Source organism: Clostridium sp. UBA3061 (assembly GCF_002367465.1).
Lineage (GTDB): Bacteria > Bacillota > Clostridia > Clostridiales > Clostridiaceae > Clostridium_J > Clostridium_J sulfidigenes.
This window is the reverse complement of record NZ_DFCF01000028.1, coordinates 135,516-159,169: the sequence shown is the minus strand read 5'-3', so window position 1 is coordinate 159,169 and position 23,654 is coordinate 135,516. Positions and strand designations below refer to the sequence as shown.

Here is a 23,654-nt window from a genome sequence, read left to right as displayed (position 1 = left end):
ATGCTAAATACAATAATAATTAAACTATATTTAGGGAAAGATAAATTCATATCCATAAAATATATTTAAAGGTATAAGGGAATTTAACAATAACTAAAATCAGCAATAAAATAAAGTGGTAAGTAATGGAATGAGGGGAAAAGTAAATATTAAAAATAAGTCAAAAGATGCATAATCAATGTGACTAATATATTTTACAAAGGAGGAATTATAAATGAAAGATAATAAGAGATTATCCCATACTGCCTATGGTGGTATAAAAGGTGATGATTATATGCCTTTTATATCAACTACAACGGCAATGCCTGAATCAAGTGTTTATTCTATTCTAATGGGTGCAGTATTTACAATGATATTTGCTGCTGCAAACACTTATTTAGGATTAAAGGTTGGTCTTACAATTTCAGCAGGTATTCCTGGGGCAATACTTGCCACAGGGATTTTAAAAGGATTGTTTAAAAGAAACAATATATTAGAGGCTAATATGGTTGCTTCAATTGCAGCAGTTGGAGAATCTATAGCAGGTGGAATTATATTTATACTACCAGCAATTATTTTATGGGGAATTACATTAAGGGTTTCTACAATAGTTATTGTTACTCTTCTAGGAGGGATAGTAGGTATATTTTTTGTTACTCCTTTAAGAAAATTTTTAATAGTTGAGGAGCATGGAAATTTAGTATATCCAGAATCTATGGCTGCAGCTGAAGTTTTAGTTAATGGAAGTGAAGGTGGTAGTGGATTTAAAATGGTTTTAATGGGTCTCGGAATTGGTGGAGGTTATAAGTTAGCTTCTGGAGGATTTGCTCTTTGGAGTGAAAGACCAGAATGGGTTATACCTGCATATCAAAATTCCGTATTTGGAATAGATACATTAGCTTCACTTCTAGGGGTCGGCTTTATTGTAGGTACAAAAGCATCGGCATTTATGTTTGGAGGATCTCTTGTAGCTTGGCTTGGATTAATACCACTTATTAAATATATAGGTAGTACAGTTCCAGAACCTTTATTTCCTTCAACTATGTTAATCTCTGAGATGGGAGCTTCAGATATATGGAGTAAGTATATAAGATATATAGGAGCGGGAGCTGTTGCCGCAGGAGGATTTATTTCTTTAGGAAAATCTGCACCAACCATTATTAGATCTTTTAAAGAAGCCATGTCAGGTATAGGTAAAAAGGAAAGTGGTGCAACTACTAGAATAAATGAAGATCCGCCAATTGTTTGGGTGATAGCTTCAGCAATATTGGTATTTGTTCTTGCATGGTTATTGCCACAAATTAGAGTAGGAATAATTGGCTCACTAATGGCAGTAGTATTTTCATTCTTCTTTGCAGTAGTTTCTGCAAGAATGGTTGGTATAATTGGTGCATCAAATAATCCTGTATCGGGTATGACTATTGCTACTTTACTATTTGTTACAGCCATATTAAAGATAACTGGCAATATAGGGCAAGAGGGAATGATTACAGCTGTTATGGTAGGTGGTATAGTATGTGTAGCTATAGCTGTTGCTGGTGGTACAGCTCAAAGTTTAAAGACTACATTTGTAATTGGTGGTTCTCCAAAGAAAGTACAAATTGGAATGTATTTAGGGTTAATATTTGGTGCTGTAGTTTCTGGGTATGTATTATTAATGCTTCATAATACATATGGAATTGGTTCAGAAGCAGTGCCAGCACCACAAGCTACTCTTATGTCAATGGTTATAGAAGGTGTTATGACTGGTGAATTACCTTGGGTACTTGTGTTTGTGGGAGTATCTATAGCTATATTTGCAGAAATATCTGGTCTACCAGTACTACCAGTTGCGCTTGGTTTATACTTACCTATACATTTAAATGCAGGTATATTATCAGGTGGTATAATTAGAATATTTGTTGAGAAGAAATTTAAGAAAAATGAATCCCTTATGAAAGAAAAAGTAGAGAGAGGTATTCTTATATCTTCTGGATTAGTTGCTGGAGATGCATTAATGGGTATAGTAGTTGCAGGGTTTGCTACTTTAGGACTTAATGTGGCCTTTGGACTTAATTTTGAAGGGTTAACCCAAAATTCTATATTCTCAACAGGTATATTTATAATTCTTGGAGTAATTATTTATCTTATTTCTTGTAGTGGAGATAATGAAAGAACTTAAAGGTAAATTATGATTATTGATAATATTTCTTATAATATTAAAAAATATGGATATAATTATGAATAATATTAAAGTTAAGAGCCATTGAGGCTCTTAACTAATTTGTAGGTGATTTGTATGAAAGGTAAAAAAACACAAAATAAAGAAGAAAAGAATTTTCTTTTATATATTCCCCAAATTGAACATGATAACTATAAAATTAATGATAATAATATAGTTACTTTATACTTTGAACATAACAAACCTATAGAAAAGTTCGCAAGATGGTTAGTGAAAAAAAATAATCTTAGTGATATAGTTTTTGATGATAAATCATCGCTGGCGTGGGCTTTAATAGATGGTAAAAGAAGTATATATGACATTGCACTTGAGATGGCAAGGAGATTAGGTGATACGGAAGAAGTAGCTATAGAGAGGCTTGTAATGTACATAAGATATATTGCTAAAAAAAGGTGGATAAAATTCATAGGAATAAAACATAACCAGGGTTGATATTAGGAAATATGTAGACATTGAGAGTAATATCTACTATTTAAATAAATAAATTGAACAAAAACAACCTACTATATAGCTTGACTACTTTAGGCTTTGGTGTATAATTATGACTTGACTAGATAGAAATTTTTACGGAAATGTAAAAAATCTATCATATTTTATTTTAAGCATATTTTATATGAATAAAATTCGGATAGATTAATAATATTAAAAATATAAATTTATAAGTAGTAGGGGTATAAAGATGATTATTGCAGATGTTAAAGTTGGTAGAATTACAATGCCATTAAAAAAACCATTCGTAACTAAAAACGGAGTTTATAATTATTCTAACGAAGTAGTTGTAAAGATTTTTACGGAAAATGGAGATGTGGGAATAGGAAGTGCAGCTCCAGCACCAAGAGTGACAGGGGAGACAGAAAGTTCAATTGTAGGTGCTATTAAACATATTACTACATTTATTAAGGGAATGGATCTTACGTGTCTTCAATGCATTTTTAAAGTTATGGATGAATGCATTAAAGGAAATAATAGTGCAAAAGCAGCTGTAGAAATTGCTATATATGATCTTTGGAGTAAAGGAGTAAATACTCCTTTGTATAAGTTATTAGGAGGATTCAATTCAACGGTACTTACAGATATAACTATACAAGATGATGATAAGATGGAAAATATGATAAATGCAGCCTATGAAGCTACTAGAGATGGCTATACTAATATAAAGATAAAACTTGGAAATAATGTAGAATCAGACTTTGAAAAAGTGAAATTTATTAGACGTGCTATTAGAAAAGGAATAAAAGTAAGAGTTGATGGTAATCAAGGCTGGTCACCTAAAGATGCAATAAAGATAATTAAGAAGATAGAGCAATTAGATTTAGACATAGAGTTTGTAGAACAACCAGTTAAAGGTTGGGATATCGAAGGATTAAAATTTATTAAAGATAATGTGGATACTATGATTTTAGCTGACGAATCAGTGTTTGGATCCCCAGAGGCCTTTAAGGTAATTCAGAATAGAGCTTGTGACTTAATCAATATAAAACTGATGAAATGTGGAGGAATACAAAATGCCATAAGAATTTACAATATGGCAGATACCATGGGTATAAGGTGTATGGTTGGTTGTATGTTAGAGAGTAAAATTGGAATCACAGCAGCAGCAAGCTTTGCAGCTTCAAGAGGAAATATGATAACAGCAGATTTAGATACAATGATATACTTTGCAGAGGACCCTATAGTTGGAGGAGCAATCTTTGAAGGAAATAAAATCACTTTGTCCGATGAACCTGGTCTTGGAATTACTGATATAAGAGGTTGGGAAGAAATAGTATAAGTAAACTTTATCCATCTATATATTATATTAATTTTGCATAGATGAAAGGGTTTAAGATTAATATATAGAACTTATAATAAGTTACTATGAAAATTCATTATAAGAATCTAATAAAGGAAGTGGTTTTATGTCAAATGATCTTAAAGACCAATTAAAGAAACAGTTAGAGGTTGCCATAGAAGAAGAAAGATTAGAACATGTTATAAAAATAATAAATGATGAAATTCTTAAGTGTATAGAGAAAAGAAAGCATATAACCAATGCCATATTAGAATACAGAAAAAATGTTTTAGAAGAATTTAAAGATGATGAAGATAAGATAATAGAGTATTTTGACCATGAAAACTACGTAAAAGAAGAAAATTTTAAAAGTACTGATAGAAAATTAAAAGAACTAACAGTGTTAAAATCTTCTCCTTATTTTGGTAAGGTTACTTTTAGAGAAGAAGATTATGGGATAGAAGATATATACATTGGAAGGTTTGGAGTAACTTTAGAGGAAACCTTTGAACCACTAATTATAGATTGGAGAGCTCCAATTTCAGCGCTTTTTTATAATAATTCAGGAAATATTGGTCAGTATAATTCACCTGAAGGAGAAATTACAGCTTCTATTTTAGAAAGGGTTCAATATATCATAAAGAGAGGTAAATTAGAGGGATTATTTAATTCTAATATCGATATAAAAGATGATATTCTTCAAATGGTATTAAGCAAAAACTCTTCAGATAAGCTTAAAGACATAGTTATGACTATACAACAAGAACAAAATGAGATTATAAGACAAGATAAGAATAAGATACTAGTTGTAGATGGTGTAGCTGGAAGTGGTAAAACTACTATTGCACTTCATAGAGTTGCTTATTTAATTTATAATTACAGAAATCTTTTAGAAAATAAGGTTTTAATTTTAGGGCCTAATAGAATATTTATAGATTATATTTCAAATGTTCTTCCAACTTTAGGAGAAACAGGAGTGTTTCAAACTACATTTTTAGATTTAGCTTTAGATTTAGTAGATGTAGATGATGTTATAGATATTAAAGATGTTATGGAAAGAATTCTTAATAAAGATAAAGGTTTTGAGAAAAAAATTATTTATAAGAGGTCCTTAAAGTTTATGGAGGATCTAGATAGACTTGTTATTAAACTAGAAGAAGATAGTTATTTTAGCCATGGAGTTTTCTTTAGAGATAAAGTTATAGCAACTAAAGAAGAAATAAAAACCATGTTTACAAAAGACTTTACTTCACTACCGTTATTTAGAAGAAGTAAAAAAATTAAAAGAATTTTATTCTCTAGAATTAGTGATGCGAGAGATGAAGAATTTAGATTTATTGAAATGAAGTATAAAGAGAAAAAGAAAGAGTTTACCCCTGAAGAATTAATACTTCATATAAATGATTTAGAATTCAAAAGAAAATTAGAAATAAGAGAATTAGTAAGAGATGTAATAGAAGTAAAAGCTACATTAAGTTATTTAGATGGAAAAAATATAGAAAATATATATGAAGAATTTAATGGTGATAAAGAATATACAGAAGAAGACTTGGTTGCTATATTATACTTAAAAGCTAAACTCATGGGCTTAAGGCTTAATAGAGAAATTAAACATTTAGTAATCGACGAGGCTCAAGATTATTCACCACTACAATTTATAGTGTTAAAAGAACTTGTAAATACTAAATCGATGACTATAGTTGGAGATAGTAATCAGCAATTAATACCTATTGAAAATAATTCTTCTTTAAGTAGTATTAAAGATATATTTAGTGAGGATTCAGTTGAAATGTTTAAGTTAAATAAAAGTTATCGTTCAACTAAAGAAATCATGGAATATAGTAATAGATATATAGATGATATTTCCATAGTACCTATGGTTAGAACTGGAGATTCTGTTAATGAGATATTAGTAAAGGATGAGAACGAGATAAAAGAATATATTATAGAGCTAGCAACTAGCTTAAAGAAAAAAAATCTTGAAAATATAGCTATTATAACTAAAAATTTATCTCAATCTAAGTATATATATGATTTGTTAAAAGAAGATATTTCATTAAAGCTTATAGATAAAGAGAATCTTCATATTGCTGAGGGAACTATGATTATGCCTAGTTATTATGCAAAAGGCTTAGAATTTGATGGAGCTATTATAATTGAAGAGGACATCCAAGAAAGATACAAGGACAATCTAATGTATATAATGTGTACAAGAGCACTTCATAATTTAATAGTTATTAAGAAATAAAAAGTAATAGCATCACAGGGTGCTATTACTTTTTATTTTTAATATATTATAAGCTATCTTCATATCCTTGAATTTTATTTAATACTTCTTCATATATTTGGTCAGCCTTATTAAAATCCATATTAGGAACATAGAATTCCTCTAATTCATCATGTAAATCTTTAGCTATTTTTATACAATCAAGACCTTTTTGAAGTAGGATGTAAAAAATGGAAGAAATATCGTCTATATCATCTTGTTTTTTTTCAATATAATTTGCATCTAATAGACTATCCATATCATATTCCTCGCCATGAAATTCTATTTTGGTAATTTCATTTGATGTTACTAGAGCAACCTTTAATTCAGGAATTAATAAATGTTCAATTTTTTCAGGATTTAGTGGAGTGTGTAGAATCTCTACATCTAGACCCCTTCGAGTAGCTTCATCTGCAATATATTCAAGAACACGAGTTTTGCCAGTTCCAGGAGAGCCTTTAAGTACATAAACACTGGACATGTCTTCTACTATATTATGAATATAAGTTATAACTCCCTTTGGAGTAAATCCTGTTGCAAATAAGTGGCGTTTTTTACCCAGTGATGAGAATGTATTAGGAAGAATTCTATTCTTCAAATTTTCTTTTAAAATATTAAGTTCATAAAGATTTAAAGCTTCATTATTAAAGGTATACCAATCATCATAAATAGATTTAGCCGCAGCAAAAAATCTGTAAGCTCTTCTAAAGGAATTTCCAATTTCTTTATTCACAGCTAGAATGTTAAATTTTATGTTCTTAAAATTCTCTTCTTTTAAACATATGCCCATATTTACTATATCATCTACAGCACCAGGAGTAATAGGGTCTATCATATGGGGAGATGTGCCATCAAGCATAGCTACTTTTAATTCTTTAATTAGAACTCCATCTAAAGAATCACTATCAGAAGAACAATGATGAAATTCTACATCATATCCTCTATCAATGTAGTGTTTTCCAATTTTTTCCATAAGGGAAGATTTTCCTGTACCAGGACCTCCCTTTAAGCAAATAATTCTAGTTGCATCCTTTTGGGAAATAATATAATTAAAGTGAGAGTAAAAGCCTTTTCCGGTATTGCCACCTAAAAAATAGTGAGTGGATATTCCAGTCATAATTAATCCTCCAATGATTTCTACACTATCATAATATTATATAAGTTAAAAATGGTTAATAAAAATTCAAATTAATTAGATAAAAGATGCATCTACGGTAATTATTGCGTTGTGATTTGGAGAAACTTTCTTAATTTCCTCATTTATTTGTTTTTGTAATTTAAGTTCTGATTCTTTAGTTATTATAAAATCATCCTTAACTACTACATCAAATATTAGGTTTTTATAGTCACCTTCACCTACTACTCTAAAATCATGAAAAGAAGATATATGAGGAATTTTATTTAAAACTTCTTCCAATTCTCTTTTTGCACTAAGAATCTCTTCATCCTTTGTAGTTACTGGATCCATATGAATTAGCAGATATATACCCAGTTCAGAAGAAATTTCCTTTTCAGCTCTATCTATAACCTCATGAGCAGCAACAACAGAAATATCAAGAGGAACTTCAGCGTGAATAGAAGCAATTATTCTTCCAGGACCATAATTATGAACTAGCAAGTCATGAACACCATCTATATGTTCATAGGATAATAACATTTTTTGAATATCTTCTACTAAATCATTATCAGGAGCAACTCCAAGTAATGGGTTTAAAGTATCTTTAATTAGGTTATATCCTGCATAAAGAATTACTAAGGAAACAACTAAACCAATATATCCGTCTATAGGAAGTGATGTGAATTTTGAGATTAGTAGTGATATAACTACAGTAGAAGAAGATATTACATCACTTATTGAGTCTACAGAAGAAGCTTTAAGAGCGGAAGAATTTATTTTGTTACCTATACCTCTATAGAACCTACTTAACCATACTTTAAATGATATAGATATGATTAAAAGAATAAATGGAAGTAGTGAAAATTCTACAGGAACAGGATTTTTAATTCTCTCAAAAGAGCTTTTTATGAATTCAAAGCCAACTAATATTACTAAAAATGCAACTATAAGACCAGAAATGTACTCAATTCGTCCATGTCCAAAGGGATGTTCTTTATCCGCTGGTTTGCTTGAAAGTTTAAAGCCAAAGATGGTTACTAATGAAGCACCAACATCGGAGAGATTATTAAAAGCATCAGCAATTACAGCAATACTATTAACTAAAAGTCCAGCAGTGATTTTAATTAAAAATAAAACTAGATTTACTAAAATACCAACAACTCCACCAAGATATCCATAGCGTTCTCTGACTTTTTTATTTTTTATATCTTCACTATTTTTAATAAATTTTGTTATAAGTTTTTGAGAAATCAATTATTACACCTCTTTATCAATATATTTTTTCTCATAACTATAGTATAACACGAGAACATGTTATAAATTAGGGAAAATCACAAAATTCATAGGAAATGTAGTAAAAGTTTGGTATACTATTACTAGTATTTCGTTTTAAGGAGGGGATTAATTATGTCAAAAGAATTGAAGTTTGCTAAAGAACTTATAGATTTTTTGTATGAAAGCCCTACTGCTTTTCATGCAGTGAAAAATGTTAAAGATTCTCTTGAAGGTTGTGATTTTAAGGAATTAAATGAAGAGGATAAATGGATATTAGAAAAGGGTGGTAAATATTATACTACTAAAAATGGTTCTGCATTAATTGCATTTACTGTAGGTAATGGTGAGGTTGAGAACCATGGATTTAAAATTATAGGTGCTCATACAGATTCACCTACATTTAGAATAAAACCAAATAGTGAAATTATATCAGAAAATAATTATATTAAATTAAATACTGAGGTTTATGGTGGTTTAATAAGAAGTACATGGATGGATAGACCACTAGCTGTAGCAGGAAGAGTTGCTTTAAAAGGTGAAAATTTACTTAATCCAGAGTTAAGGTTAGTTAACATAAAGAAACCAATATTAATAATACCTAGCTTAGCAATTCATATGAATAGGGAAGCCAATTCTGGAGGAGAATTAAATCCACAAAAAGATACTCTTCCACTACTTGCAATGGTAACTGAAGAATTAGAAAAGGATAATGCATTAATAAACATATTAGCTGAGGAAATGAAGGTAAATAAAGAGGATATTATAGATTTTGATTTATTCCTTTATGAATTTGAAAAGGGATGTATTGTTGGATTAAAAGATGAATTTATATCTTCAGGTAGATTAGATGATCTTCAAATGGTTCATGCTGGAATTGAGGCACTAAAAGAAGCTCCAATAACTGAGGGCATAAATGTAATGGTATGTTTTGATAATGAAGAAGTTGGAAGCTCTACAAAACAAGGAGCCGATTCTGATATGTTAGCAAATATTTTAGAAAGAATTGCTCTTTGTCTTGGAAAAGGGAGAGAAGAGTTCTTTAGAGCACTTAGCAGATCCTTTATTATTTCGGCAGATAATGCTCACGCAGTTCATCCTAATAGTCCAGAAAAGGCAGATCCGACTAATAGACCAATTGTAAATAAAGGTCCTGTTATAAAGATAAATGCGAATTGTGCATATACTAGTGATTCAGATTCTTCTGCTGTATATGAATCTATTTGTAATAAAGCAGGGGTACCAGTACAAAAGTTTGTGAATCGTTCAGACTTAAGAGGTGGTTCAACCATAGGACCAATTTCTTCAACCCATTTGAATATACGTTCTGTAGATATTGGAAATCCAACCCTTGCTATGCATTCTATAAGAGAGTTTGCAGGAGTTAAGGATCATAGTTATGTAGCAAAATCCTTTGTAGAGTTTTACAAAATATAATATAATTATAGAAACTCCTTGTAACAAAGGAATAATTATTGAAACTAGTGATGGGAAAGAAGTAAAATTTAATGTGCAACCAGGTAGTTATAGAGGATTAACTAAAGGTAGTTCACAATAGCATATATAAAGAAGCCATTTAAGATAAGTAAGATATAAAGTTACTTTTCTTAGATGGCTTTTATTTAGCTATAGGAGAAAGCTAATCTATAGGATAGAAAAATATTTACTATTATAGATTTAAGTTAATTTGGTAATAATAATAGTTGAGCATCATTGAAAGGGGATAGCACCATGGAGCACATATTTATTTTAGTAAATTTAATACTTATACTAAGTATAGTTCTTCTTATGTACGTAATCAAAAATAGAAATAAGAGAAGAGCCTATATTAAGATTAGTGACAATAGTTTTTTAGCAGAAAATAAAGAAAAATTGGAAGATGCTATTGATGATATAGCCAGAGACCATAGAGAAATTGAAAAAATAAGTAGGAATGATTTAATTTCCAATTTAGATAAGCATTTTAATAATATATTGGGGTGCCATAATTTGTTTAAAGTGGATGAAAATAGAGAGTATTTCAAGATAAAAGGAACACAATGGATATTAGATAATATCTATGTTATTGAAAAAGAATATAAATTTATAAAAAAACATTTATCAAAGAAATATTTAAAATCACTACCTATACTAAAAAGTGGAGCATTAAAAGGATATCCTAGAATTTATGATGTATCAAGAGAAATATTGGGAATTTATAGGGATAAGCTAACTAGGGATAATATTAATAAGTTTTTAAAAAGATATCAAGAAACAACCATATTAACCATGGGAGAATTATGGGCTTTACCTATAATGCTTAAAATAGCCTATTTAGAGATAATAGGAAAAAGCTCAGTATTGATAGTGGATAAAGCTAATGATAGACATAGAGGAGAAAGATTAGCTGATAGGATTATTAAGTATTATAATGAAGAAAATATGAAGAGAGCTATGGATTTCATATCTGAGAACAATATTAAATTTACAGAATACTTTGCGGATGCATTAATAAGAGTTTTAAGAGATAATGGAGTAAATTACGATGAATTAAATTTATGGATAGAAGATAAATTAAGCGAAAATGAAATTACTTTAGATAAAATTATTATAGATTCTAATAAAAGTGATGGTATCTATTCTATAGCCATTAGTAGTAGCATTAATGGCTTAAGAAATTTAGATGATATAAATTGGGAAGAAGTATTTAATATTAGCAATAAAGTAGAAGAAATATTAAGTAAAGATCCTGCTATGGTTTATAGTACTATGGATTTTTATTCCAAGGACTATTATAGACATGTTTTAGAAAAAATAGCTAGACAAAATAAAATTTCTGAGACATTTGTTGCTAGAAAAGTACTACAGTGTGCAGAAGTAAATAATGATAAAGAATTTGAAAATCATGTGGGATATTATCTAACTGATAGTGGTAGAGAAAAGCTAAATCATATTTTGAATATTGATTTTAAAGGATTTGAAAAGTTAAAAAATATGATAAAGGGAAGAGCTGTTGGTATTCATATAGGAACTATTGTTATTCTTACAGGCATACTATCGGGAGGATTTATAACTTGGAGCTATATAAATGATACAAATATATCAATATCTAAATATATTTTATCTGGAATAGTTACTATTATACCGCTCAGTGAGGTTGTGGTATCCATCTTAAATTGGAGTATTACTAATTTAAGCACACCTAATGTATTACCTAAAATTAATATATCCGATAGAATTCCTAAAGAAGGAATCACCTGTGTAGTAGTTCCTACTCTAATAGAAAGTATAGAGAAAGCTAAAAGTTTAATGAGTAATTTAGAAACTTATTATTTAGGAAATAATGATGAAAATCTATATTTTGCTATCTTGGGAGATTTTATAGATAGTCATAGAGAAAAAGAAGCAGAAGACGAAGTGATATCTAAATTTTGTTTAGAAGAAATTAATAAGTTAAATACAAAGTATAATGAAGATAGTGGTCGTTTTTTCTTTTTATGCAGACATAGAGGGTTTAATGAAAAGGAGAATAAGTGGCTAGGTTGGGAGCGAAAAAGAGGAAAACTAGAAGAGTTTAATAAGTTTATAAGAGGAGATAAAAATACCACTTATAGTGTTTTAAGTGAAGGTGTGGAAAAACTTTTTAAAGTAAAGTATGTTATAACTTTAGACGGAGATACCATACTTCCAAGAGAATCAGCAAAGATTTTAATTGGAGCAATGCTTCACCCGTTAAATAGAGCTTATACAAAGGAAGATGGAACTGTTTGGAGAGGGTATGGAGTAATACAACCTAAAGTTGGTATAGATTTAGAAAGTGCTAATAAAACTTATTTTTCTAAAGTATTTTCAGGAGAAGCTGGTATTGATATATATACATTTGCAATATCTGATGTATATCAAGATTTATTTGGAGAGGGTATTTTTACTGGTAAGGCCATATATGATGTGGATGTATTTACAAAGGTAACTCATGGAGTAATTGAAGAAAATCAAGTTCTAAGTCATGATTTATTAGAAGGATCTTTGGCAAGAACGGCTTTGCTTACAGATGTGGAGTTAGTAGATGGATATCCTTCTAACTTTATTGCAAGTTGTAAAAGACTTCATAGATGGGTGAGAGGTGATTGGCAACTATTACCATACATATTAAAGAAAAATAAATTAAATAGATTATCTAAGTGGAAGATGATAGATAATTTAAGAAGAAGCTTAATGGCTCCTTCTATGTTAATTTTATTACTTTGCTCTTTAGCAGGAATCCTTCCTGATGGTATAGATAAGTGGTATATGTCAGCTTTCATTGCTTTAATAACACCTATTCTATTTAATATGTCAGAAAATATAGTTTCGCCTATAAATGGAATAAGTCTAAGTGGAAAAGTTCAGAATTTCCAAATGGCTTTAAAGCAAGTATTTTTTATATATGCTTTTCTTCCTTTTAAAGCATATTTAATGGTAGATGCTATTATAAGAACACTATACAGATTAATAATAAGTAAAAAAAACTTATTACAATGGCAAACGGCTGAGGAAGCAGAAAGGTCTTCAGGAAAAGACTTTATAAGTTATTTTAAATACATGTGGCAAGAGATAGTAATAGCTTTATGTATTATGGTGGTAGCATGGAGAAGTGGCTTGGATACCTTTTATGTAATGATACCAAGTTGTATTATATGGGTTATTAGTCCAATAATAGCTTATATTATAGGTCAGAATATTAATGATGAAACAGTAAAATTAAGTGAAGACGATAATAAGGTTTTAAAAAGGTTAACTAGAAGGATTTGGGCATATTTTGAAGACTTTGTCACTGAGGATACTAACTATCTTGGCGGGGATAATTATCAGGAAGAACCATATAGAGGATTAGCTATGAGAACTTCTCCTACTAATATTGGTATGACTTTAATTTCCAATATTGTTGCTATAGATATGGGGTACATTGGGACGGTTAAAGGTATAGAAAACTTGGGTAAAACCATAGATACTTTGAAAAGGCTAGAAACCTGTAAAGGGCATTTTTATAATTGGTATGATGTGGAGACACTTAGTCCTCTATTACCTAAATATGTTTCTACAGTAGATAGTGGAAATCTAGTATCTTATTTATATACCATAGAAGAAGCACTAAAAGAATTAAGAAACACACCTTACTTTAATAATAGAGTTGAAGGCATAGAGGATACTGTTTATCTTGCCATGGAAGAGCTGGAAGATGAAAGAAAAAAATATATGTACCTTAATGTTATTGAAAGAATAAAAAGAGAAGGAAAAGATATATTAACTTTTTATAATATGTTAAATAACTTTGAAGATATTGTACAGGAAGATATAGAAAATATAGATAGTACTTATTGGAATAAAAAACTATTAGATAATATAAAAGACTATTTAAGTGAAATTAAATTTTTATTTCCATTCATAGATGATATAAAGCTATTACCTAGAAGCAAGTATGAAAATATAATTAGAATTATTAGTAGTGATAGTTTAGGGCATATATATGATATTATAAAAGGGTTTAATTTTATATCTAATAATTTAAATGAATTTCAATTAGAAAGAATAAATAAGAATATAGATTTATGTAAAGAAAGAGTAGGAACACTATTAAAACAATTTACAAAAATTGAAGCCGAAATAAATAGAATTATAGATAATACAGATTTTAAATTTTTGTATAATGATGAAAGAAAGTTATTTCATATAGGCTATGATGTAGACAATGAATCATTAAGTAGTAATTACTATGACTTATTGGCATCAGAAGCTAGAACAACAAGTTTTATTGCAGTGGCTAAGGGAATAGTTCCAACATCTCATTGGTTTGCTTTAAATAGATCATTAACTTTAATGTATGGTAGAAAAGGATTGGCTAGCTGGAGTGGAACCATGTTTGAATACTTTATGCCAAGGATTTTAATGAAAAATTATAGGAATTCTATGTTAGATGAAACTTATAGGTCTGTAATGGAAGGTCAAATAAGATATGGAGATAAGAGGAAGGTTCCTTTTGGTATTTCAGAAAGTGCCTACTATAAATTTGATGTAGATTTAAATTATCAATATAAAGCCTTCGGTGTACCTAAAATTGGTATAAAAAGAGGATTAGAAGAAGAGTTAGTAGTATCACCATATTCTACTATAATGGGGCTTATGGAAAATATACCTAAGTCTATGGCAAATATAAGAAGTCTATTAAAACTTGAATGTTATGGAAAATATGGATTTTATGAAGCTATAGATTATACAGATAAAAGGATAAAAAATAAAAAGTTTGAAATAGTAAAATGCTATATGATACATCATTTAGGAATGAGTTTGTTGGCTTTAGATAATGTTATGAATAATAATATTATTCAAAGAAGATTTCATAGAATTCCCATGATCAGAGCTGTAGATATATTGCTTCAAGAGAAGATAAGTAAGAATGTGGTCTATGATAGAAAAGAAGATAATTTACAAGAAGTGAAAGAAGTGCAAAGGCAATATTCCATCCATAGAACATTTAAATTTGGAGAAAGTAAGTATCCCCAAACCATACTTCTGGGGAATAAAAATTATAACATCCTATTAAATACGGCAGGTGGTGGCTACTCTAAGTTTAAAAATGTAATGGTATATAGATGGAAAGAAGATTTGATTCGTAGTAGTTGGGGAAAGTTTTTTTATATTAAAGACACTAATTCTAATGAATATACATCTTCTACCTATGAACCTTGTAAAGAGCAAGGAGATAAATATGAAGTTAATTTCTATTTGTATAAGGCAGAATTCATAAAATACTGGAGAGATCTAGAAATAAATACTATAGTTCAAGTAATTCCTGAAGATAATTGTGAAATTAGGACTATTGATATAAAAAATAATGGTAGTGAAGAAAAAATCATAGAAGTTATTAGCTATAGTGAAGTAGTTTTACAAGGATACAGTGGAGATATATCACATCCTACTTTTGGGAATTTATTTATTACTACAGAGTATATAGATGAATTAAGTGGAATACTTGCAAAACGCAGACCTCGTAGCGAAAAAGACAGGGACATATATACTCTTGAAAGTACACTAGGTGAAGAGGGATTTAAAACAGAGTATGATACGGCAAGGCTAAGTTTTATAGGAAGAAATCATTCAAAAGAAAATCCTATAGCTTTAGAAGAAAATGAACCTTTAAAAAATAATGTAGGCAATGTATTAGATCCTATAATTGCAATTAAAAGAATAATAAAAATTCCTAAAGGTGAAAGCAAATCTATAAAATATATAACAATTACAGGAAACTCTAGGGAGGATGTATTAAATAAGTCAAGAAATTATCAAGATAGTAATATTCTAGAGGAAAGTGCCCTAAGATCTGCTTTAAGTGTAGAAAAAAGTCTTATTAATAAAGGAATAAAACCAACACAAGGGATTATTTATGAGCGGTTTGCAAGTAGTATATTATTTAATAACTTTAGTTATACAAAGAGAATAAACAACCTAATTAATCTAAGTAGAAGTCAAAGAAATCTCTGGGCCTATGGAATTTCAGGAGATTTACCTATTGTATTGTTAACTATTAACAAGGAAAAGGAAAGTGATATCTTAAGACAGCTTATAAATTGCCATGGATATTTAGAAGAAAAGGGATTAAAGTTTGATATTGTAGTCATTAATGAAGAGGAAATAAGCTATGAAAAGCCTCTAGATAATGCACTAAAAAGAATAATATTGAATAGCTCTTTAAATGGACGAGAAAATACTTCAGGTGGCATATTTATAATTAATAATGAAAAAATGTCTAAAGAAGATTTGAATTTGCTTTATTCTATTGCAGCAATAATCGTAGACGGATCAGAAGGGCCTTTATTAAAACAAATTGAAAAAGCCATGAAAAATGAAGATTATCCATATGACTCAAGAAAGTATATCTGGGAAATGAGTGAACTAAAAGAAGCTAATTTAAGTTATAGTGATAGTAATATCCCTAAAGTAGAAACTTCAGAGTTAAGTTTTTTTAATGGATATGGAGGTTTTAATAATGAGGGAGAATATACAATTATACTAAAGGACGGAATGTCTACACCAGCTCCTTGGATAAATGTTATAGCCAATAATAATAGATTTGGATTTAATATAAGTGAGTCTGGTAGTAGCTATACTTGGTATAAAAATAGTAGAGAATTTAAAATTACTCCTTGGAATAATGATTTCATTGAAGATACCCCTAGTGAAGTTTTATACCTAGAAGAAGGGGATAAACTTTGGTCAATAACTCCTGAACCAATAAGAGATAAAGGAGAGTATGTAATAACTCATGGATTTGGATATTCCAAATTTACTCATTGTAAAAGTGGAATACTGGGGGAAATTACTGTATTTCCTTCAAAGGAGAGAAGTGCAAAGCTTATTAAGGTTAGCTTAAATAACTTAGTAGATAAGGAGAGAAATATAGCAATTACTTATATTGCAAGATTGTGTCTAGGAGATTTAAGAGAAAACAATTATAAGAAGATTTACACTGTAATAGATAAAGAAAACAAATACATATATGGAATCAATCCATATAGTAGTGATTTTTCATCTAGTCATGTTTATTTAAAAATAAGTGGAGGAAAAAATGAAAGTTTTAGTGGAGATGAAAGAGATTTTATTGTAAGTAAAGAATATATGGATTCTTTACCTGAACAGAACACTATAAGCTTATCAGGAAGGTGTGGTTCAGGATTAGAACCAGTACTTAGTGAGAAAGTTTACTTAAGATTAGGAGCTAATGAAGAAAAATCACTGGTAATTGTCTTAGGAGCAGAAGACAGTATTGAAGGAATTCAAAATTCCCTTGAAGAGTTTTCAGATATAACTAGAGTTGAGAAAGAGTTAGAAATGGTAAAAGGCTATTGGGAAAGGCTTTTAACTAAGATAAAGATAAAAACAGAGGATAAAGCTTTAGATTTCATGATTAATGGTTGGCTTCCTTATGAAACTATCAGTTGTAGATTATTTTCAAGAACAGCATTTTATCAATGTGGAGGAGCTTATGGATTTAGAGATCAATTACAAGACTCCATTCCAATGATTTATATACAGCCTGAAATTGCTAGAAATCAAATTCTTTATAGTGCTACTAGACAATTTGAAGAAGGAGATGTGCAACATTGGTGGCATCCAGTTGTAAATAGTGGAATAAGAACTAGATTTAGTGATGATTTATTATGGTTACCTTATGTTACTTGTATATATGTTAAAACCACTGGAGATTATAAGATTTTAGATGAAGAGATTGGATATTTAAAGGATGAGCCTTTAAGAGAAGGAGAAGATGAAAGGTATAATGTATCATCAAAATCAGATTTAAAAGAGTCCTTATACAATCACTGTATAAGAGCTATAAATAGAAGCTTAAAGTTTGGTTCCCATAATATTCCTCTCATGGGAAGTGGAGATTGGAATGATGGAATGAGCACTGTAGGAAATAAGGGTAAGGGAGAGAGTATCTGGCTTGGCTGGTTCCTATATGCTATATTAAAAGATTTTAAGGATCTATGCATATATAAAAGGGATGAGGATAATTATGAAAAATATATTAAGACTATGGATTTTATTAAAGAAAATCTAGAGATTCATGGATGGGATGGAAGTTGGTATAAACGTGCTTACTTTGATGATGGCACTCCACTAGGATCTCATGAAAATCAGGAATGTAAAATAGATGCCCTATCACAATGTTGGTCTGTAATATCAGAAGCAGGAGATAAGGAAAGAGCTAATATAGCTATGAGTTCTTTAGAAAAATATTTAGTAAAGCCTAAAGAAAAAATTATATTACTATTGAGCCCACCTTTTGATAAATCAGATTTAAAACCAGGATATATAAAAGGATATGTACCTGGAGTAAGGGAAAATGGAGGACAATATACCCATGGAGTTGCGTGGGTAGCTTTAGCTCTTGCAAAACTAGGAAGAGGAGAAGAAGCATATAACATATATTCCATGCTAAATCCTATAAATCATAGTTTAAACATAGAGGAAGCAAATGTATTTAAGACAGAGCCTTATGTTATGGCTGCAGATATATATTCGGTGGAACCTCATGAAGGAAGAGGCGGATGGAGTTGGTATACTGGAAGCTCAGGTTGGATGTATACTATCGCATTAGAACACATATTGGGTTTTAGATTAATAGAGGGAAAAGGGTTTAAAATTAAACCATGTGTACCTAAAGACTTTAAAGAATACTCTATAGACTATGTATATGGAAATGCTGTATATCATATCAAAGTAATTAGAAGTGGTAATTCTACCATAACTTTAGATGGAAATGTTATAGAAGGAGATATAATACCTGTTACCTCTGATGGAGAACATGAAGTAAAAATAAATATTTAATAAAAAATATAGGAATTGCCATTAAAGCAATTCCTATATTTTTTACTATTTAGTTGGAGTGTTTTTATTTATTGATGCTAAGGGTTGATCTTCAAAACCTAGAAGATCCGATTCCTCGTTATAGGTATAATCAAATTCTGCATTAGAGATGTTGTTTGCCACAATTGGATCTACAACATGATTTGGAAGCAGTACATAGTCTTCAAGAGAATGTGCTTTTACAGGTTTGGTACTAGCATCTAAAAAGTCTCTTTCATTAGGACCATAAGGTTTTGCACCATTAGACTTACTAGAATTGTTTTTTGAATCCATATAAAATACCTCCTTAAAGTAAGTGGTGATATATTTTAAAATTATATTAAAATACTGAAATGTATTTAATATGTTTAGTTTGCTTCAATACAGTAAATAAATACTAGAAATTTATGGGCTTTTATATAGTTCTAATTTAAATAAAAATAATCATATAGTAAGGTTAGAGATAGATAAACTAAAAAATAGAATAACAATTTCTAATATTGACATAATATAATATTAGAATTATAATAACTTTAATGTAATATTAAACAACTTTATTATTAATTGATCGGTGAGGCGAAGTAAGTAGTATTAAAAACAGATTTTCAGAGAGTGATAGATGGTGAGATTATCGCAATTATGCTTGATATGAATGGGTCGCTGAGATGTTGGGTGAATTTAAAGTAGTCTAGCACGGATGCTCACGTTATAGAGCTAGGATATGTTTGTATCTGAAAGAGGTGAGATTTTATTATCTCAAAATAGGTGGTACCGCGTGATTTATGCCCTATGGATTTATTCCATAGGGCTTTTATTTATAACTAAATGGAATAATTTTACGGATTGAAAGGAGAAAAAACATGGAAGATAAGAAAAAAGTTATGTTAAGTGGAATTAAGCCTTCTGGGGATTTAACACTAGGAAATTATTTAGGAGCTATAAAAAATTGGGTGAAACTACAAAATGAATATGAATGTTATTTCTTTATTGCAGATTTGCATGCAATTACAGTAAGACAGATACCAACTGAACTTAGAAAGAGAACTTTAGAAGTACTAGCAATTTATATTGCTGCAGGAATAGATACAGAAAAAAATACTCTATTCGTACAATCTCATGTACCAGCTCATTCTGAAGCTGCATGGCTTTTAACTTGCCATAGCTATATGGGAGAACTAAGTAGAATGACTCAGTATAAGGATAAATCTAAAAATAGTGGAGAAAGTATAGGGGCAGGATTATTTAGTTATCCAGTTATAATGGCTGCTGATGTATTATTATATCAAACAGATGTAGTGCCAGTTGGAATAGATCAAGTACAGCATTTAGAATTAGCTAGAGATATAGCTGACAGATTTAATAAATTATACAGTCCAACCTTTAAAATACCTGAACCATACGTAGGTAAGGCTGGAGCAAAAATAATGGACCTTCAAAATCCAGAAAAGAAGATGTCTAAGTCGGAAGAAAATCCTAATGGATATATCTTAATATTAGATCCACCAGAAGTCATAAGAAAAAAAATATCCAGAGCTGTAACTGATAGTGTAGGAGAAGTTAAATTCTGTGATGAACAACCAGGAGTTAAAAATTTAATGACAATTTTAAGCACTATTGAGGGCATATCTATGGAAGAAATAGAAGAAAGATATAAGGGGCAAGGTTATGCCCAATTTAAATTAGATGTAGCAGAGGCTGTAGTTAAGGAGCTTGAACCAGTTCAAAAGAGAGTTAAAGAGCTTTTAGATAATAAAGGTAAGCTAGAAGAAATCTTCAAAGCTGGGGCAGAAAAGGCAAATTATGTAGCTACAAAGACTTTAAGAAAGATGCAAAAGAAAATAGGATTAGTTCAGTATTAATATTATCAGTATTAATACTAAAGGTACTTTATATAAACTATTATTTATTAGTTTATATAAAGTATCTTTTAATTTTTTTGAAGTTAATATCTGTTACTACATCAGTATTTATGGTTAAGATAGTAGAAGCTTGTCTATGTATATCCTTTGTAAAATCTTAAGAAGCATCCTCTTTTTCAAAGGAACAAAAGATTGGATTATCATATATGGTTAAAATGAAATAAAGGAAAAATGTATAAATTGTAATAATTTCTTAATGAAATTGTAAGGTTTTTAAATTATAATATATCTATAGTATATTTTTTAAATATAGTATACTTATTAAATAATTTAATTTATAATGAATTAATACATTATTATAATAATAATTGGGGTGATTAAGTGGATAGAAAAATCTATGTTGTATTGACACAGACAGGAACTTTTTTTTCAAGAGCTATAAAGCTATATACTAGATATAATTATAATCATACATCTATAGCCTTAGATAAAGAATTAAAGCAATTATATAGCTTTGGAAGAAGAAAAATATATTTTCCACTTCATGCTGGTTTTGTTAGAGAACAAATTGATGGAGGAATATTTAAGCTATATAAAAGTACATCCTGTAGAGTTTATGAATTAAGTGTTACAGAAGATGAATATAATGAAGTTAAAGAGATTATAGATCGATTTGAAAGTGAACATGATAGATATAAATATAATTTTTTAGGCATTTTAGCTATAATGTTACACATACCTTATCAAAGAAGATATCATTTTTTATGCTCACAATTTGTGGCTTACGTACTAAAAGAAGGTAAAATCATAAACTTTGATAAAGATGTTTCTTTAGTGAAACCAGAGGATTTCGATGGAATAGAAAAGGGACAAGTAGTTTATAGTGGCTTATTAAGCCATTATGCATACTAAAATTATAATTATATATTTGTGGAATTATATTTTATTATTTTAATATTTATTACAATGGCAGTAAGATACAAATATCTTACTGCTTTATTTTGGTATAATTGAATTGAAAATGATAAATTTAGTATGATATTTAAACTAAAATTTTAGTGTTAATTTTAAATGTGATATACATAAAAACATTAATAATATTTGTGTTTATATTAATTAATATGGTATTATATAAAATGTGCTAAAAAGAGATACTATATAAATTGAAGATAATTTTAAATTTAAATAAAGGAGTTAAGGTAATGAGTGATTATATAAAGGAGATAGAGAAAAGAAGAACCTTTGCTATAATTTCCCACCCAGATGCAGGTAAAACTACACTTACTGAAAAATTACTTTTATATGGGGGAGCAATAAGACTAGCAGGATCTGTTAAAGCAAGAAAGACATCTAAGCATGCTGTTTCTGACTGGATGGAAATTGAGAAGAAGAGAGGAATTTCTGTTACATCTTCAGTAATGCAGTTTGGATATGAGGGATATTGTATAAACATATTAGATACTCCAGGACACCAGGACTTTAGTGAAGATACATATAGAACACTTATGGCTGCAGATAGTGCAGTAATGGTTATTGATGGAGCAAAAGGGGTAGAGGATCAAACTAGAAAGCTATTTCATGTTTGTAGTATGAGAGATATTCCAATATTTACTTTTGTAAATAAGATGGATAGAGAAACAAGAGACCCTTTTGAACTTATGGAAGAGATAGAAAATGAATTGGGTATAAAATCATATCCAATAAACTGGCCTATAGGTACAGGTATGCACTTTAAAGGTGTTTATGATAGAAATAATAAACAAATTCATATTTTTAAAGCTGGAGATCATGGACAGTTAGAAGTAAGTGAGACTGTTATAGATTTAGAGGATGAATCAGCAGCTAGAGAGGCTATAACCGATAGTCTATATGAAAAATTACTTGAGGACATAGAATTATTAGATATAGCTGGAGATGCCTTTGATGAAGAAAAGGTGAGAGTTGGAGAACTTACCCCTGTATTTTTCGGTAGTGCTTTAACTAATTTTGGTGTAGAACCATTTTTAGAGAACTTCTTAAAGTTAACTACAGCGCCATTAGGAAGAAATTCTGATATAGGAAAGATAGAGGCAACAGATGATAACTTTTCTGCTTTTGTATTTAAAATTCAAGCTAATATGAATAAGGCTCATAGAGATAGAATTGCTTTTATGAGAATATGTTCAGGTCAATTTGAAAAAGGTATGGAAGTATATCATGTTCAAGGTGGAAATAAAATAAAGCTAGCACAACCTCAACAATTTTTAGCTCAAGATAGAGAAATTGTTGATAATGCTTATGCTGGAGATATTATAGGAGTATTTGACCCAGGTATATTTAGTATAGGTGATACCCTTTGTTCACCAAGCAAGAAGTTTAAGTTTGAAGGAATTCCAACCTTCGCACCAGAACACTTTGCAAGGGTTAGAACTGTAGATACTATGAAGAGAAAACAGTTTATAAAGGGTGTAACACAGATAGCTCAAGAGGGAGCAATTCAAGTATTTAAAGAGCTTCACATAGGAACAGAACAAATTATAGTAGGAGTTGTAGGAGTTCTTCAATTTGAAGTTTTAGAATTTAGATTAAAAAATGAATATAATGTAGATATAAAAATGGATATGCTTCCATATAGAAATATTAGATGGATTGAAGCTTTAGAAGGTAAAGTTGATGATTTAAGTTTAACAAGTGATTCTAAAGTTGTTAAGGATATTAAAGATAGAGACTTACTTATATTCCAAAATGATTGGGGTATTAGTTGGGCACTAGATCACAATAAGGGCTTAGTTTTATCTAATATTAGTAAAGGTGAATAATAGAAA

At 29.5% G+C, this 23,654-nt stretch carries 12 protein-coding genes and 1 other annotated feature; of the genes, 9 read left to right on the top strand and 3 right to left on the bottom strand.

Features of this window, described 5'->3' with window-relative positions; all coding sequences use genetic code 11:
- Positions 1-214: 214 nt before the first annotated feature.
- The 4 genes from B2P65_RS17950 (at position 215) to B2P65_RS17935 (ending at position 6,219) form a co-directional block, all read left to right on the top strand.
- Positions 215-2,140, top strand: coding sequence for an OPT family oligopeptide transporter (locus tag B2P65_RS17950; RefSeq protein WP_346848935.1), 1,926 nt, complete (start codon positions 215-217; stop codon positions 2,138-2,140).
- Between the two features lie 117 nt (positions 2,141-2,257).
- Complete coding sequence (locus tag B2P65_RS17945) at positions 2,258-2,632, top strand: PqqD family protein (RefSeq protein ID WP_346848936.1); 375 nt, start codon at positions 2,258-2,260, stop codon at positions 2,630-2,632.
- 247 nt (positions 2,633-2,879) lie between these two features.
- Positions 2,880-3,971, top strand: coding sequence for a dipeptide epimerase (locus B2P65_RS17940; protein WP_035132568.1), 1,092 nt, complete (start codon positions 2,880-2,882; stop codon positions 3,969-3,971).
- Between the two features lie 127 nt (positions 3,972-4,098).
- On the top strand, positions 4,099-6,219 hold the full coding sequence (locus B2P65_RS17935; RefSeq protein ID WP_346880653.1) for a HelD family protein: 2,121 nt from the start codon (positions 4,099-4,101) through the stop codon (positions 6,217-6,219).
- A 46-nt stretch (positions 6,220-6,265) separates the two neighbouring features.
- Here the strand turns inward: B2P65_RS17935 and B2P65_RS17930 are convergent, their stop codons facing one another.
- Both B2P65_RS17930 and B2P65_RS17925 read right to left on the bottom strand, forming a co-directional pair.
- Positions 6,266-7,354 carry a PRK06851 family protein gene (locus B2P65_RS17930; RefSeq protein ID WP_346880652.1) on the bottom strand — a complete coding sequence of 363 codons (1,089 nt, stop codon included), beginning with the start codon at positions 7,352-7,354 and terminating at the stop codon, positions 6,266-6,268.
- Positions 7,355-7,429: 75 nt separating this feature from the next.
- On the bottom strand, positions 7,430-8,608 hold the full coding sequence (locus tag B2P65_RS17925) for a cation diffusion facilitator family transporter (protein WP_035132558.1): 1,179 nt from the start codon (positions 8,606-8,608) through the stop codon (positions 7,430-7,432).
- A 153-nt stretch (positions 8,609-8,761) separates the two neighbouring features.
- Between B2P65_RS17925 and B2P65_RS17920 the strand changes: the two genes are divergently transcribed.
- Entirely contained in the window at positions 8,762-10,063 is a 1,302-nt protein-coding gene (locus B2P65_RS17920) for a M18 family aminopeptidase (RefSeq protein WP_346848939.1), read from the top strand.
- 294 nt (positions 10,064-10,357) lie between these two features.
- Positions 10,358-18,973 carry a GH36-type glycosyl hydrolase domain-containing protein gene (locus B2P65_RS17915; protein ID WP_346880651.1) on the top strand — a complete coding sequence of 2,872 codons (8,616 nt, stop codon included), beginning with the start codon at positions 10,358-10,360 and terminating at the stop codon, positions 18,971-18,973.
- Between the two features lie 45 nt (positions 18,974-19,018).
- Here the strand turns inward: B2P65_RS17915 and B2P65_RS17910 are convergent, their stop codons facing one another.
- Positions 19,019-19,285: a hypothetical protein gene (locus B2P65_RS17910; protein WP_051824017.1), complete on the bottom strand. Its 267-nt coding sequence runs from the start codon at positions 19,283-19,285 to the stop codon at positions 19,019-19,021.
- A 268-nt stretch (positions 19,286-19,553) separates the two neighbouring features.
- Positions 19,554-19,784 (top strand) — a binding site (T-box leader).
- A 67-nt stretch (positions 19,785-19,851) separates the two neighbouring features.
- Here B2P65_RS17910 and trpS point away from each other — a divergent pair.
- The 3 genes from trpS (at position 19,852) to B2P65_RS17895 (ending at position 23,648) form a co-directional block, all read left to right on the top strand.
- Positions 19,852-20,850: a tryptophan--tRNA ligase gene (trpS, locus tag B2P65_RS17905; protein ID WP_346848941.1), complete on the top strand. Its 999-nt coding sequence runs from the start codon at positions 19,852-19,854 to the stop codon at positions 20,848-20,850.
- Between the two features lie 381 nt (positions 20,851-21,231).
- Positions 21,232-21,762 carry a hypothetical protein gene (locus tag B2P65_RS17900; protein WP_346848942.1) on the top strand — a complete coding sequence of 177 codons (531 nt, stop codon included), beginning with the start codon at positions 21,232-21,234 and terminating at the stop codon, positions 21,760-21,762.
- A gap of 290 nt (positions 21,763-22,052) precedes the next feature.
- On the top strand, positions 22,053-23,648 hold the full coding sequence (locus tag B2P65_RS17895; RefSeq protein ID WP_346848943.1) for a peptide chain release factor 3: 1,596 nt from the start codon (positions 22,053-22,055) through the stop codon (positions 23,646-23,648).
- Positions 23,649-23,654: the final 6 nt, after the last annotated feature.

What these genes read in the sequence shown, in the direction of transcription:
- B2P65_RS17950 (WP_346848935.1), top strand. Translation starts at nt 215, where the DNA reads ATGAAAGATAATAAGAGATTATCCCATACTGCCTATGGTGGTATAAAA.
- B2P65_RS17945 (WP_346848936.1), top strand. Translation starts at nt 2,258, where the DNA reads ATGAAAGGTAAAAAAACACAAAATAAAGAAGAAAAGAATTTTCTTTTA.
- B2P65_RS17940 (WP_035132568.1), top strand. Translation starts at nt 2,880, where the DNA reads ATGATTATTGCAGATGTTAAAGTTGGTAGAATTACAATGCCATTAAAA.
- B2P65_RS17935 (WP_346880653.1), top strand. Translation starts at nt 4,099, where the DNA reads ATGTCAAATGATCTTAAAGACCAATTAAAGAAACAGTTAGAGGTTGCC.
- B2P65_RS17930 (WP_346880652.1), bottom strand. Translation starts at nt 7,354, where the DNA reads ATGACTGGAATATCCACTCACTATTTTTTAGGTGGCAATACCGGAAAA.
- B2P65_RS17920 (WP_346848939.1), top strand. Translation starts at nt 8,762, where the DNA reads ATGTCAAAAGAATTGAAGTTTGCTAAAGAACTTATAGATTTTTTGTAT.
- B2P65_RS17915 (WP_346880651.1), top strand. Translation starts at nt 10,358, where the DNA reads ATGGAGCACATATTTATTTTAGTAAATTTAATACTTATACTAAGTATA.
- B2P65_RS17910 (WP_051824017.1), bottom strand. Translation starts at nt 19,285, where the DNA reads ATGGATTCAAAAAACAATTCTAGTAAGTCTAATGGTGCAAAACCTTAT.
- trpS (WP_346848941.1), top strand. Translation starts at nt 19,852, where the DNA reads ATGGAAGATAAGAAAAAAGTTATGTTAAGTGGAATTAAGCCTTCTGGG.
- B2P65_RS17895 (WP_346848943.1), top strand. Translation starts at nt 22,053, where the DNA reads ATGAGTGATTATATAAAGGAGATAGAGAAAAGAAGAACCTTTGCTATA.